General features: G+C 21.4%; 15 protein-coding genes. 7 read left to right on the forward strand and 8 right to left on the reverse strand.

All coding sequences use genetic code 11. The annotated features are described in order from the left end of the window. Window positions 1-1,120: O-antigen ligase family protein (locus ACTT9X_RS06995; protein ID WP_440934915.1), on the forward strand; the 1,120-nt coding region annotated here is incomplete at its 5' end. Between the two features lie 23 nt (window positions 1,121-1,143). Here the strand turns inward: ACTT9X_RS06995 and ACTT9X_RS07000 are convergent. Continuing rightward, entirely contained in the window at window positions 1,144-1,749 is a 606-nt protein-coding gene (locus ACTT9X_RS07000) for an FkbM family methyltransferase (RefSeq protein WP_440934916.1), read from the reverse strand. Window positions 1,750-1,907: 158 nt separating this feature from the next. Between ACTT9X_RS07000 and ACTT9X_RS07005 the strand changes: the two genes are divergently transcribed. From ACTT9X_RS07005 to ACTT9X_RS07015, 3 genes are read left to right on the forward strand one after another with little or no spacing between them, the layout of a single operon-like run. Continuing rightward, window positions 1,908-2,834, forward strand: coding sequence for a Gfo/Idh/MocA family oxidoreductase (locus ACTT9X_RS07005; protein ID WP_440934917.1), 927 nt, complete (start codon window positions 1,908-1,910; stop codon window positions 2,832-2,834). Then, window positions 2,831-3,511: an NDP-hexose 2,3-dehydratase family protein gene (locus tag ACTT9X_RS07010; RefSeq protein ID WP_440934918.1), complete on the forward strand. Its 681-nt coding sequence runs from the start codon at window positions 2,831-2,833 to the stop codon at window positions 3,509-3,511. Before ACTT9X_RS07005 ends, ACTT9X_RS07010 begins: the two co-directional genes overlap by 4 nt. A gap of 12 nt (window positions 3,512-3,523) precedes the next feature. Next, window positions 3,524-4,663 carry a glycosyltransferase gene (locus ACTT9X_RS07015; RefSeq protein WP_440934919.1) on the forward strand — a complete coding sequence of 380 codons (1,140 nt, stop codon included), beginning with the start codon at window positions 3,524-3,526 and terminating at the stop codon, window positions 4,661-4,663. Here ACTT9X_RS07015 and ACTT9X_RS07020 read toward each other — a convergent pair. Continuing rightward, complete coding sequence (locus tag ACTT9X_RS07020; RefSeq protein ID WP_440934920.1) at window positions 4,660-6,459, reverse strand: ATP-binding cassette domain-containing protein; 1,800 nt, start codon at window positions 6,457-6,459, stop codon at window positions 4,660-4,662. The two genes, ACTT9X_RS07015 and ACTT9X_RS07020, sit on opposite strands and share 4 nt — an antisense overlap. Continuing rightward, a complete protein-coding gene (locus ACTT9X_RS07025) occupies window positions 6,459-7,109 on the reverse strand; it encodes an FkbM family methyltransferase (protein ID WP_440934921.1) in 651 nt (216 codons plus the stop codon). The genes ACTT9X_RS07020 and ACTT9X_RS07025 overlap by 1 nt, the downstream gene beginning before the upstream one ends. Before the next feature lie 54 nt (window positions 7,110-7,163). Between ACTT9X_RS07025 and ACTT9X_RS07030 the strand changes: the two genes are divergently transcribed. Both ACTT9X_RS07030 and ACTT9X_RS07035 read left to right on the forward strand, forming a co-directional pair. Further along, entirely contained in the window at window positions 7,164-7,964 is an 801-nt protein-coding gene (locus tag ACTT9X_RS07030) for a hypothetical protein (RefSeq protein ID WP_440934922.1), read from the forward strand. After that, a complete protein-coding gene (locus ACTT9X_RS07035) occupies window positions 7,961-8,533 on the forward strand; it encodes a hypothetical protein (protein WP_440934923.1) in 573 nt (190 codons plus the stop codon). The genes ACTT9X_RS07030 and ACTT9X_RS07035 overlap by 4 nt, the downstream gene beginning before the upstream one ends. Before the next feature lie 2 nt (window positions 8,534-8,535). Here ACTT9X_RS07035 and ACTT9X_RS07040 read toward each other — a convergent pair whose 3' ends face one another. The 5 genes from ACTT9X_RS07040 to ACTT9X_RS07060 are packed head-to-tail and all read right to left on the reverse strand — an operon-like array spanning window position 8,536 to window position 13,932. Beyond that, window positions 8,536-9,438: a sugar transferase gene (locus ACTT9X_RS07040; protein WP_440934924.1), complete on the reverse strand. Its 903-nt coding sequence runs from the start codon at window positions 9,436-9,438 to the stop codon at window positions 8,536-8,538. After that, complete coding sequence (locus tag ACTT9X_RS07045) at window positions 9,431-10,849, reverse strand: hypothetical protein (protein WP_440934925.1); 1,419 nt, start codon at window positions 10,847-10,849, stop codon at window positions 9,431-9,433. The genes ACTT9X_RS07040 and ACTT9X_RS07045 overlap by 8 nt, the downstream gene beginning before the upstream one ends. 13 nt (window positions 10,850-10,862) lie before the next feature. Further along, entirely contained in the window at window positions 10,863-11,855 is a 993-nt protein-coding gene (locus ACTT9X_RS07050) for a polysaccharide biosynthesis protein (protein WP_440934926.1), read from the reverse strand. Next, window positions 11,852-13,105 carry an aminotransferase class III-fold pyridoxal phosphate-dependent enzyme gene (locus ACTT9X_RS07055; protein ID WP_440934927.1) on the reverse strand — a complete coding sequence of 418 codons (1,254 nt, stop codon included), beginning with the start codon at window positions 13,103-13,105 and terminating at the stop codon, window positions 11,852-11,854. Before ACTT9X_RS07055 ends, ACTT9X_RS07050 begins: the two co-directional genes overlap by 4 nt. Beyond that, complete coding sequence (locus tag ACTT9X_RS07060; protein WP_440934928.1) at window positions 13,099-13,932, reverse strand: aldo/keto reductase; 834 nt, start codon at window positions 13,930-13,932, stop codon at window positions 13,099-13,101. Before ACTT9X_RS07060 ends, ACTT9X_RS07055 begins: the two co-directional genes overlap by 7 nt. Before the next feature lie 14 nt (window positions 13,933-13,946). Between ACTT9X_RS07060 and ACTT9X_RS07065 the strand changes: the two genes are divergently transcribed. Beyond that, a partial coding sequence (locus ACTT9X_RS07065; protein WP_440934929.1) for a formyltransferase family protein occupies window positions 13,947-14,575 on the forward strand: 629 nt, incomplete at its 3' end.

Genomic DNA, 14,575 nt, shown 5'->3' on the forward strand with positions numbered 1-14,575 from the left:
GTATTACTCATACAAAGAAAATAAATTTTTATTTTTAAAGAATTATTATTTTATTTTATTAATTGCTTTTTTTTTTACGCTTTTATTGAATATTTTTTTAAGTAAATATGGTACAGAAGATTATTCAAGACAAGTTGGATTTTTAAGATTTATAATATTTATTTTTGCAATAAGTTTTAGTTTAAATTTTTCAGAGGGAAGATACAGAAATTTCATATTTAAAATATGGTTTTATATATTTATTATTGTTACATTTGATCTCTGCTTTGAATTTATTTTTGGTTTTAACCTTTTTGGAAACAGCTCATATATGCCTGGAAGGCTATCTAGTTTTTTAGGTGACGAATTAAAAATTGGAAATTATTTTTTTGGATTTTTTTTAGTATCTTCAGTTTATCTAATCAACTCAGTCTCTGAGAAAAACAAATTAATAATATCTGGTATGATTTTTTTTGTTGTTATTTCATTTCTTATCGGGGAAAGATCTAATTTTATAAAAGTATTTATTTGTTTTTTTCTATTCATTTATGCATTAGAAAATTTTTCATTTTTATTTAAAATTCTAGCAACATCTTTAATTATTTTAATTATTTCGACATCAACTTTTTTAAATAAGGACATTAACTCTAGAATGAAACAAATATATGAACCAATTATTGAATTTGGAATTTTAAAATATATTAAAACAAGTCATTATGGTGCTCATTATGACACTGCTATAAAAATCTATAATGATAACAAATATTTTGGTATTGGATTAAAGCAATTTAGAAATGAGAGTGGTAAAGAAATTTACGATATAAATGAAAACAACATATATAAAAGAGATAATTGGGCAACACATCCTCATCAAATACATTTTGAAATTTTGAGTGAAGGTGGCTTGTTTGGTTATATTTCTTTCATATTATTTTTCATGCTTACACTTTTCAAAAGTATTAATTCATATTTAAAAACAAAAAATAAATATTTGCTCTCAGGAATAATATTTATAATTACTACTTTAATTCCAATTCTTCCTAGTGGCAGTTTTTTTACAACTTACACAGCGACTATTTTTTGGATTAATTATGCTTTGATAGTATCATTTGATAAGGATGCATATAAAAATAATAATTAAATTTTTATTTAATAAAATTAATACTATTTTTTATATTCAAATAAATAATCATGATTAGTTAAGTTTTCTAAATAAAAATATTTTTTATTTTTCAAAATTTTATTTAATTTACTAAAATTATCAGTTTCAATTAAAAAAAACTTAAAGTTATATTTATTAAAATCTATTCCATCAATAACTTCAAATTCTGCACCTTCAACATCGAGTGAAAAAAAATCTATCAAGTTTGGGGACTCTGCTTCATCCAAAATACTAGTTAAAGTTCTACCTTTTGATTGAAAATTAAATACTTTCTCATTGCTTGTCATGAATTTTTTTGCTTTGTTATTTTTTTCCTCATTATCATCATCACTTTTAATAATCTTTTTATCCGTGATTTTAGTCATTAAATTCAGATATTTAAATTTAATCATTTTATTTTCATTAGCTAAAGAAACACAACAATTGTTAGAAAAAAAATTCTGCTTAGATCTATTTTTTATTAATTCTTCGAATTTATAAGATGGTTCAATTAAAACCCCTTTCCAACCTTTTGATTTTTCAAAATGAAAAGTGTTAGATTGTCTAATTCCATCATTTGCACCACATTCAATATAATATCCATTTTTAAAGTTTATATATTTAAGCATTTTTTGGTCAATTTTATTGATAGAATAAAACCTTTTTACATATAATTTTAACTTTCTTATCAATTCCATGCTTTAATTTAAAATATATAAAATGATTATTTCATATTTCAATTTAATTTATTTATAATTACCATTATCAATTTACTATTTTCTATAAAATGAAACAAATTAAAATATTATTTATAGGTTACTCCGATTTCTTTAAAAGAAGAATTAATCCCTCAATTTCTGAAATAAAAAATTTAAAAATCTATACTTGTTCAAAATCAAAAAAAAATACAAAAACTTCTCAAATAAATTTCTTTGATTATAAGGAAGCTCTAAATCATAAATATAATTTTGTATATATTTCTCTTGTAAACAGTCTTCATTTTAAAATAGCAAAACTTGCACTTGAAATGAACCAAAATGTAATAGTCGATAAGCCATTAGTAACTAAATTTAAACAGTTTCAAATTTTATATAAAATTGCAAAAAAAAAAAAATTAATTTTAATTGAAGGAACTTTTTTCATGTATCATTCCTTATTTTCTAAAATTAAAAAAGAAAATCACAATTTTAATAAATTACTCGATATTGAGGCAGTTTTTAATATACCGACAAAAAATAAAAACAAATACAAAATCAATAATTTAGTTCAAATTGATTTAGATTGTATGTCAGATATGTCGGCCTATGCAACAGGCTTAATACAATTTTTTTTTAAAGAAAAAATTATTTACAATAAAACTATTAAATTTTTTTATAAAAAAAAAAAATTAATTAAATCTTTTAAATTATTCGTCGGTTTTAAAAAAAACAAATTTTATTATGGGAATTTCTCATTTGGAAAAGAATATCAAAGTTCAATTACCCTAAGATTTGAAAATAAGACAATAATTATTCCTCATCAGGCTTTTGCTCTGCCGAATAAAAAAGTTCACTATTTTGAAAAAAGTGAAAATATTTTAAAAAAGATTGATATTAAAGATAACCTAATAAAAAACTTTTTTATTAAAATTTTAAGATTAAAATATAATAATAGTTTATTAAATGATTTAAACAAAATATATAAACTTAAGAAAAAATTAAAACTCATAAAATGAATAAAAACTATCTTTTATTAAAAAATATTTTAAAAAAATCTGAAAAAATTGAAGAAAAAAAAATAGATCATGTTTTAGATTGGCTTAAAAAAATTTCTAAAAAAGATAAAACAAAAACCAAAATTATAAAAATAGAAGAGTTAGATAACTGGTTCTTTAAAGATGGAAAAATTTTACACAAGTCAAAACAATTTTTTTCTATTGAAGGTATCAAAATTAAAAATGCATATAATCGTGAAGTAAAAAATTGGTCACAACCGATACTTAGTCAGAAACACGGGGGGTACTTAGCAATTATTTTTAAAATTGAAAAATCAATTCCAAAATTTCTTTTACTTGCTAGAAGAGAACCTGGAGATCAAAATTTAAAACTTTGTCCCTCATTTTCTGCAACACAATCAAATATAAATAGGGCTCATGGAGGGAAATTAACAAACTTATACAATTTAATTTCGAACAAAAAAAAAATTTTTTTAAAAACTTATCATTATGAAGAGGGAGCTAGATTTTATAAAAAAATTAATTGTAATTTACTTATTAAAATTAATAAAAAGGATGAAAGATTTATTAAAGATAAAAACTTTATATGGTTAACTAAATCTCAAATTTCTAAATTAAATTTTAAAAGAGGAATACTTAATCCTTTTGTTAAGACAATAATGTCAATGATCATCTAATCTGTTGTGCTAATGAGAAAAAAAAAAATACTCATTTATCAAAATGAATTCTCTTCTTATGGTGGATATAAAACAGCAAATGATATTGCTTTAGGATTGAAAACAAAATTTAATTTTTTTAAAATAAGTGGTGCTAATGTAAAATTTAAATTCCAATATAAATTAATTAAGATAATAAATAATTTTCTCACTTATTTCTTTGATGAAACTATCACTACTCTATTTACACCTAGATTATCTAAAAGAAAAACCAAATTTGATAAAATTTTGATTGGATACGCGAATGAAATTTATAACTTTAATAAGTTAAACAACCCAAAGATAAAAAAATTTTTTATTGTTAATGATGAGTGGATATTTAATGGTTTTTCACATTTTACTCTATATAGAAAAAGATTTAGAGATATTTTAATTAAACAAATCCAATACTTTACATCTAATGTATTAAGAAAAAAAATAAATCACTCTAAAAATTTTTATTTTATATTTAGTTGTAATTATTTTAAAGAAATCGCTTTTAAAAAATTTAATTTACCTAATCAAAGTTATATTACAATAAAAAACCCAGTTAATACAAAATTTTGGAAAAAAAAAAATTCAAAATTAGTTGATAAAATTAAAAAAAAACTCTTACTAAATAAAAATTATTTTTATATTTTAATTTATTTAAGAAATGGTTTTACAAATTATAGAAAGGGAGGTGACAGATTTAAAAAATTAATTTCTTCTTTAAAACAATATAACGATATTAAATTTATTATTATTGGGTCAACGAGAAAAGATAAAATCCAAAACTGCATATTTATTCAAACAAGAGATTTATATTTTATTAAAGAAATTATATATGCTTGCAATATTTCAATTAATCTCTCAAGAAGTGAGGGTATACCCTATTCTGTTTTGGAAACAATGTCTTGTGGTACACCTGTTCTATCTATGAATAGTGGAGGTATAAATGAAATTATAAATAATAATGAAAATGGTTTTTTGTTTTCAAAATTTAATTCTAGACAAATTATTAAAAAAATAATTTTTTTAAAAAATAATAAAAAAATCTTAAATTATCTTGGAAATAAAGCTTCATTGAATGTATATTCAAAACACGGACATAAAAGAGTATTAAAGGATTATTTAAAAATTCTGAGAGATTAAGACTCAGATATTAACGTTTTAAAAAACTTGCTATTATTTTTTAATCTTTCATATTTTCCTGATTGTATAATTGATCCATCTTTAATTACAAAAATATTATCACACACTTTTAATGTATTTGTACGATGTGTAATAATTATAACTGTTTTAATTTTTCTTAGTTTTTTTATAAAATTAATTATTTTATTTTCAGTTATTTTATCTAGAGCATTAGTTGCTTCATCAAAAATAATAATGTCATTCCCAAAATATAGTGATCTTGCTATTGCTATTCTCTGTCTTTCTCCACCTGAAATATTTATACCCCTGTCAGAAATATTAGAGTTTAATCCTTTTTTTTGATTTCTAATAAACTTTTTTAACTCAACTTTTTCAATCAAATCCTCTAATTTTTTATAATCAATTTTCCCTTTAATTTTACTAAATGAAATATTATCAACTATTTTATCACCAGACAAAAATGGCATTTGAGTAACCACTCCAAAGTTATTTTGCCATTTTCTCAAATTATTCCTATTTAAAATCTTTCCATCAACTAAAATAGTTCCATTTTTTGGAGTAAGTAATCCACAAATTATATCAACTATTGTAGACTTTCCTCCACCTGACGGTCCAGCAAGACCAACAATTGTATTTTTTTTTATATTTAAGTTTATATTTTTTATTGAAGGTTTTTTTGAACTTTCATCGTAAGAAAAAGATACTTTTTTCAATTTTATATCTTTTTTAAAATTTAATTTTTTGTTGGTTTTTTCAATTTTTGAGATAAAATTTTCTTTCTTAGCTTTTATTATTTTTGGATATAAATTATTCATTGCAGTTTGACCTGCTTTAATTCTTACATAAGCTAGATAAATTTGCTGAAATGCTGGTAATAACTTTAAGCCAGCAAAAGCATATACTGCAACCATTGGAAGTAAATTGTCTAAATTTTCACCAGTTTTTATTAATAATAAAATACCAGAAATAACTACTATGTAAGATATAAGTTCAACAAAAAATCTGGGTATTTGTGTCAATGATAGCAAGAAAGATGTTGGGTATATCATGCCAAAGTTATTTTTTTTTATTTTTTCAAAATAAGAATTTCTTAAATTAAAAATTATAACTTCTTTGAAACCAGAAAAAAAATTATGAATAAATGCATGGTTTTTTTTTCTATTGATAGATATGTTCTTGGTGACTTTTGAATTAATTTTTTTTACAAAAATAAGTAAAAAAAAGTATACAACTGAATAAATTAATGCACCAAGTAATGCCACTTTATAGTTATAAATTATTAATGTTAATAAAAGTGAAATTGCTATAAATACTTTGTTAAATAAATTAAATAAGGGAACAATTACACTGTTTGACAAAATGGTTAAATCTGTAAAAATATCTTTGTTGATGTCGGAAATTTTAAGCTTAGTGTATTCTTGCCAATCTTTAAATACATAGTTTTTAATAATTAGATTAGATAAATACTGGTTAATAGTACTAGACATTAAATTTGTTTTCCAAGTTACTACAATATTCAGTATTCCTGTAAATATGTATAGTGACAAAACACAAGCCCCTAAAAAAAACATAAATTCAAATTTATTGCTAAATTTAAAATAATCATAAAAAATAATTAAATATTTATTTTCAAAAATATTTTCATCCGATGCTAATAGACCAATAAAGATTGCTAGAGAACCTAGAGTAATAATTTCAAATATAGATACAATTAGATTAGACAATTGAATTTTTAGAATTTTACTTTTTTGATCTTTGTCTAAAATATTTAAAACTCTTTTTATAATTTTAATCATTAAACCCTTTTTAGAATTAAATCACATTGCATCAATTCTTGATTTGAATTTCTAATACCGTAGAAAACATCAATAACAAAAAATCCCTTATTTTGTAATAATTCTAAAGAATTTAACCAACTTTTTTCTAAGTAATAAATTTTTCTAAAACTTAATTCTAATTGAATTAATTTAAAATGTTTTATCAAACTTTGAGCGGCCGATATTATTTCATATTCATATCCTTGAGTATCAAGTTTAAGTAATGTTTTGTTTTTTTCAATTTTACTTTTGAAACTTTTCAAATTTTTAATTATTATTTTTTTTTTTTCTTTCGAAATTGTTCCTTTATTATATTTAATGTGTCTTGGATGAGTTTTTAAAATCGATGAAGATACAGAGTTTAAAGCATAATTGATTTTACTAATACTATTTTTTTTACCAATTGCATAATTATAAGACTCAAAATTTTTATCTAGGACCATACTAACATCTAAGATATTTTTTTCTTTCTCTAAAGGTTCGAAAGAAATTATTTTTCCTTCGTAACCAAATCTTCTTAACATTTGGGCGTATTGACCTACGTTAGCACCTACGTCAAATACAGTACTAATTTTTGCATTTTTTAAATGTTTAGCTAATCTTCCACCTTCACTATATATTCTAGACATAGTGTGGAACTTTCCTATAAATTGCCTAAAATTATTTTTCATAGTTTAATTAAAATGTTTATTATAAAAAATATCAAAAAAAATAAAATTTTAAGAAGAATATTATATAAATTCCTTTTTTTATTTATTTTTTTTAAAATTAAAAGAAATAAACCAGGTGATTTTAATCATATATTAGTGTTAGGAAAAGGATATAGTTTAAATAGACTTCCATCTCATATAAACAATATTGATAAGCCAAGCTTAGTAATTTTAACAAATTTTAATAAAAATGACTTAGACAATCATCAATTATTTAATTCAATAAGAAAATTTCCTATTTTAATACTTGGAAACATTACTGAGCCAACACTAAGTTTTAAAGTATTAAAAAAATTAAAAATATTTGATTTCTACATACAAAGAATAAAATTTGAAAATAAAAAAAAAAACAAATTAAATAGTTATTCCTCACCTAATTTATCTGAAATTTATGGTAAAAGAAAAAGTTTTAAATATGATGCTTATACATCAAACACAATGTACCTTCCTAATGATATCCATTTTTTTTTAGAAAGATTAAGAAAAAAGAAAATAAATTTTTCTTTCAATAGTGGTTTAGCTTCTATACTTTTGTCATGTACTTTTAAGCCTAAAAAAATAACTTTATTTGGTTTTGACTTTTATAAATCAAATTATTTTAATAAACATCTGTTAGAAAATATGAGTCTAAAAGAATTTAATTTATTAACCTCTAATTCAAAAAAATTTGCACGTGTATTCAAAGAAATAATATCTGTTAATTCAAGAATTAAGTTTACAATTTTTACGAAACATAAAATTTTGTTTAAAAAAAAAAATTTAATTAAACTATGAAACTAACTATATTTTTTTATTTGTTTAAAAAATATAATTTAATATATTTTTTATTTTTGTCTGTGATATTTAAACTTAATAATTATTATGGTAAAAATGGAATCATATCTGGTGGTGGTGTTGCAACTACAAATTTAATTAACTTTTTATCTAATTTTATTAAGATAAATGATAAAGATAATTTAGACGATTTTAAACATTTAAAATATATTCCAGATAAAAAAAAGATAATTTATTTTTATAGTTTGAACTTTGAACAAGTAATTAAAAGTTTGAGGCGAAGACATTTTTTTTTTCATAATTGTGCTCATCTGGGCTCTACCTTATCTATAATATTTTTTTTTAATAAAAGAATATCTAATTATTTTTTTAAAAAAAAACTAAGATCGCAAATAATTTTACATCTAAATTCAAAAAACTCTTTATGCATTAAATATGAAAATATTTGGAATGAGAAAGAAAAGGACAAAATAATAAAATTTTTAAAAATTAAAAATAAAAAAAAATTTAAAAAAGATTATCCAAAACAAAGAAATAGAAAATCAGGTGATTTCAAATTAAATCATTAATTTCAAAAAAATCTTTTTAAAATAAAAAAAAGCCTGTTGATTTTCATATTTAGTTTAATTTTTTTTGAAATTTCAAAATTTTCTTTACAAATATTGTTTAATGAGTAATCAACATTAATCTTTTTACATAAAATTTTATTATCAAATAATGTGTTTGGATATTTAGTGTTTGTTGCGTTTTTATTAAATCCATTATTAAGAATTAAATTTTTTTTTGGATAAACACACAATTTTTTTTTCTTAAAAATAGAATAATACCAAAAAATTGCCCAAGTATCTATTGTCTGTTTTCTGTTTCTCTCTATTTGAGAAAAAAAATTGTATGAATTATCTAAATTAAATTTTTTTATACTTGTTGGATTTTCTTTTTTTAAAATTTTTTCAGAATTTTTTTCAAAATATTTCCATCTATCTTGCCACGTACCCCATCCCCAACTTGACGGAAAACTCAAAAAATAATTATCATATTCGAGTTTATTAGCTTCAAAAATGTTAAATGACCAGCCATTAATATGCCAAACCTTCTTTTTATTTTTATAAAAATTTAAGGATTTGTTCATAAAATTTAAAAAGTTTTTTGAAACTATTAAATCATCTTCTAAAATGATAGCTCTTTTATGAATTTTTAAAATTTCAGTTACACCTAAAATTATATTTTTTGCCAATCCAAAATTTTTGTTTCTAAAAACTATTTTAAAATTTTTTTCTTTGATTTTTTTTAAAAAAAATATTGTATTTTTTACTTTTTTTATATTTTTGTCATTTTCTTTTGGTTTATAAAAATCCTGATAAATATATATTTTTGAATATTTAAACTCTTTATTTTTTTTTAAAGATTTTATCAGATTGTTTAATTTTGTTTTTCTATTATATGAAAATATAATTATTGGTGAGTATCTAAACATGAAAAATTCTTGAAATTAAAATTCTTAATCTATCCAAATATGTATAACTTATAATTTTTTTATTTTTAAAGTAATAATTATTATTTTTATAATTAAATTTTTTTAATTTAAATTGAAAGGTTTCGTTTTTAATTAATGCTGCATATGTCGAAGGTAAAATACTTACTTTTCGATTAATTTTTTTTTTAATTAAATTAATGACTTCTTCGTGTGAAGAAGCTTTATAAAAAAAATTTAGGTCGTCATATGGAGTTTCGGTCAAACTTATTATAGGTTTTTTAAAATAATCTGCTTCAAAAACTATAGTTGATCCGAATGTAATTACTTTATCAGCATTAAGAAGAATGTTGTATGAGCTGATATTTTCATCAAATCTTACATGTCTTACATTTTTCGCTTTTATTTTAATAATATCTTCAGTTCTTAGTTTTTCTATTTTTCCTGCAATTTTGAGCAATGGGTGCCATCTTATAATTATTTTTGTGTCGCGCAAACGTTTATCATTAATTATTTTTTTTATTGCTTGGTATTGATCTACATAAATTTTACTATCCCAATCTTTGAAACCAGCATATTCATATGCACTTGATGTAAAAAAAACAATATAATTTTTTTCACCAATTTTTTTACCTTTTTTTGAATTGATCCTCTGATATCCATAATTTTTTTTATGAATGTCGTTGTTAATTTTATTTAAAATAAAATTTTTATAAATTTTTTTTAAATTAATATTTTTTTTTAAAATATATTTAGAATAAATATTTATTAGTCTTTTTATTTCTTTTAGATCATGACTTTTAGTACCTTTGCCTAAATAATATTTTTTTGGCGCATTACTAATAAATGTCTTAAATGGTATACGTTTATACTTAGCAGCAAATAAAACAGGTCCATCTGATGGTCTTCTACCATTCCAAGCATAAATTTTTTCAATTTTAAAATTATTTATTTTAGATACAGCACTCTCAAACAATTCAATTCCTGAATTTAATTCTTTCAGTATCCTATCTTTATTTCTTAAAATATACTCAGTTGGTAAATAGTCGGATTTCTCACTATCACAAATTTGTGATATAACCAATTCTCCGATTGGCATATTTTTATAATATATTTCTTTTAATTGATAAAAATTCTTTATTTTAAAATTGAATTTATAATAATTAATTTTTTTATTTAAAATTAACTCTTGAAAATTGTTTTGTTTTTTTAAATTTTTTAAAGTTTTGTCTTTATTTATGAGACAGGTTTTGCATATATTTTTAATTTTTTTAGGATTAGCTGCACAACTAAAAAGTGTCTCCTCGCAGGTTAAGAAAAAAATTTTATGTTTTTTAAATCTTTCTGCAAGTTCTAAGGATACCATGCTTTGGTTGTTCCATAAAAAACTATTATTATAAAACAAGATATTCATCAGCAAAAATTTATTACTTTATTGAATTAATCTTATCTCTGATCTCATTTATACTTAAATATGTATTTTCTTTTGAAGTATACTCATCTAGATAAACCTTTTTAAAATTTTTAATTTTTAAACTAGGTTTGCTTTCATTAAATATTAAATAATATTTCCCGTTAAAAAAAATATTTTCAGTTTCTTGATTTGAGATTAATTTTTCATGAATTTTTTCACCTATTTTTTTTCCTTCATTAATAATTTTACATTTGGGTGCTACTGCTTTTACTAAATCTATCAACCTATAAGATTTCAATTTTGGAACTACTATTTCTTTTCCACTGCAATTTATAATGGACCAATTTACCATTTCTATAGCTTCATCCATCATCATAGAAAATCTAGTCATTTTACTGTCAGAAATTTTGATAATATTTTTATTTTTTAAAGATAGTAATTTTGGAACTATTGATCCTCTTGAATTGAATACATTTCCATATCTAACTACGGTAAAATAAGTTTTATTTTCTCCTTTAATATTATTTGCTGCTAATAATAATTTTTCAGCACATAATTTAGTTGCACCATACAAATTAAACGGCTCACATGCTTTGTCAGTAGACAATGTTATTACTTTTTTGACCTTATTTTTTAAACTTGCTGAAATTATATTTTGAACACCATTTACATTTGTTTTAATGAATTCTATCGGATCATATTCTGCTTTATAAACATGCTTTAAAGCAGCAGCATTAATAACGTAATCTACATCTTTCATAACAGTTACTAATCTTTCTTCATCTCTTATATCTCCTAAATAAAATCTTAAAAAATCATATTTACTTTCAGGATATTTTATTAATAAATTATGCTGTTTATACTCGTCTCTACTTAAAATAATTAATTTTTTAAGTTGTATTTTTTCTTGAATAACAAATTTTATGAAACTGCTTCCAAAAGAGCCTGTTCCTCCTGTTATTAATATTACTTTATTTTTATAAAATTTCTTACTTTCACTTATCATAAATATTTTTTATTTATCTTAAAAAAAATATCATTAAGTAAATCATAATATTCATTTAAAATTTTGGTTTTATGCTCTGTTGAAACATATACCACATTATTTGCTAGAATTTTATTTTTTAAAAAACTTTTGGTCAAAAATCTTTTTATTTTACTCCAATTTTTATGTTTTATTGTAAATTTTGGTATTCCATTCATTCCCATTATCTCTATAGGTACATTGTTTGCATTTGAAATTATTTGCCAATTTTCCTTAATATTCATACCAATTTTATTCACATATTCATTAGAACAATTTTTTCTCATAATTTGCAAAGTTGCTAAAGATGCTGCTGTGCCAACACCTTCTGTCCAAAAGGTGCTACTGATAAAAGTTTTTTTTGCATAATTCATAATTTTTTTTTTTCCAATTATAGCGTTAATAGCAAAACCATTTCCAATTGCCTTTCCAAATACAGCAATATCAGGAATTATTTTATATTTTAAATGAATTCCACCGTAAGTTTCTCTAAAGCCGCTTGTGCATTCATCAAAAATTAATACGATCCCATTTTTTTTTGTATAATTTCTTATATATTTTAAAAAATTTAAATCAGGCTCTATATCTCTTTTTACTTCCATAATAACAGCACCAAAATTTTCTGTTTTAATTATTTTTTTAAAAGAACCAATATCATTAAATTTAAATGAATAGCTGGAATTATGAAGACTTTTATCAACACCTCTGATAGGAATATTTTTCATTAGATGATTATTTAAATTTGATTTATCTCTAAGATTTGAGGATAAAAACCAATCATGCCAACCATGATAGCCACAAAATGCAACTTTATTTCGATTTGAGGCTGCTCTTGCAATTCTTAATGCAACACTATTTGCTTCGCCCCCTGTTCTTGCAAATTTTACCATAGATGCCCAGGGATGAATTTCAATAAGTTTTTCTGCTAAAATAATTTCATCAAAGTTATTTAAAGTTGACATATTACTTTTTTTGATAGACTTAATAACAGCTGCATCAACTTTAGGATTTGAATAGCCAAGCACATTTGTCCCGACTCCCATAAAAGATAGATCAGTATATTTTTTATTATTTAAATCCCAAATATAACACTTTTTAGCTTTACTGAAGTAAGTTGGCCAATCATTTTTTATGAAAATGTCTGGTTTTTTTGAATAAAGCATAACACCGGTTGGAATAACATTTAGTGCTCTATACCAAAGCTTACTTATATTTATATTTTTTTTTACCATTTTCTTGGATCAAGGAGTTTAATCATCTTATTTATTTTTAAAGAACTAAAATCAATATGTCTATTTTTTTTGTTTCTTAATTCGTTATAAATCTCCAAAAGTTCTTGATAGTCAGATATGCCAACTACAATTGAATTAATTAATTTTTTATTTTGTAATAAAAATTGAATACAAGCACTATATCTTGATAAACTATTTTCTAAACAAAACTGATCTAGTCTTTCGAAGTATTTTTTATTGTAATAAATTAAATTATGTTTTTTATTTTTATCTAATAATTTTCCTTGCAAAAATATAGATCTCGCATGTATCTCACACCCATTATTTTTTAAAGATTTAATTGACTGAGATTTAATAAAATTTTGATTAAAAATATTAATTGGTAACTGCACGATATCAGGTGTAAAACATTTTTTAAGATTTATTAAATCTTTTTTCTCATAAATAGAAATACCTAATTTTCTTATTTTTCTTTTTTTTTTCAAATATAAAAGAAAGTCTAAATTGTTTTTAAACTGAGCATTTTTTATATTAATCTTATCATGTATTAGTATTGCATATATTTGATTTAAATTAAAAAATGTAAAAATATAATTTATTTTTTTTTTTAAATTTTTTTCTTTACTTAACTTGAATTTAAATATTATAAGTGATTTTGAATTAACAATTCTTTTTAACTCAAAATAAGCATTATAATTATCAGCTGTATCAAAGTATTTTAAGTTTTTTTGTCTTAAAAATTTTTTAGTTTTAGGAAAATCTTTTTTTTTGAATTTACTGTGACCATAAGAATTTTTAAAATTTGCTGTACCTATTATTAATTTCATTGTAAGTTTATTATGTGAATATTGGAATATTATCAAGTAAAGATGATTTATTACTTTCATATTACGTAAAAAAATTAGAAAAAAATAATAATTATAAAATATTTATTTTTTATGCTCGCAAGAATAAAAAAAAAATTTTAAAAGATAATCGCATTTTTAAAGAAAGAACAAAAAATTATTTCAAAAAAAATTTTTTCGATATTTCTAAAATTAAAAAATTTTATTATAAATCACATAATTCATTAGATTTTAAGAAAAAATTAAAGTTACTAAAAATTGATTATCTTTTTAATTCTGGGACACCTAATAAAATAAATTTAGAAATAATTAAATCAGTCCAAGGTATAATTAATATTCATCCAGGTATTCTTCCAAATTATAGGGGTAGCACTTGTGTTGAATGGGCTCTTTACAATAATGATCCTGTGGGAATTTCAGCACATCTTATGACTGAAAAATATGATACTGGACCAATTATCTATAAAAAAATCCTCAACCTAAAAAACTCTAAAAAATATGAAGACATAAGAATAAAAGTTTATTTAGAATCTATTAATCAAATTACTAACGTTTTAAAAATTTTGGAGAAAGGTAATATTAAATCATCATATATTTCAAATAAAAAATTTTATAAAGTAATACC

It is taken from the genome of Candidatus Pelagibacter sp. (genome assembly GCF_052049855.1).
In the GTDB taxonomy this organism is placed as follows: Bacteria; Pseudomonadota; Alphaproteobacteria; order Pelagibacterales; family Pelagibacteraceae; genus Pelagibacter.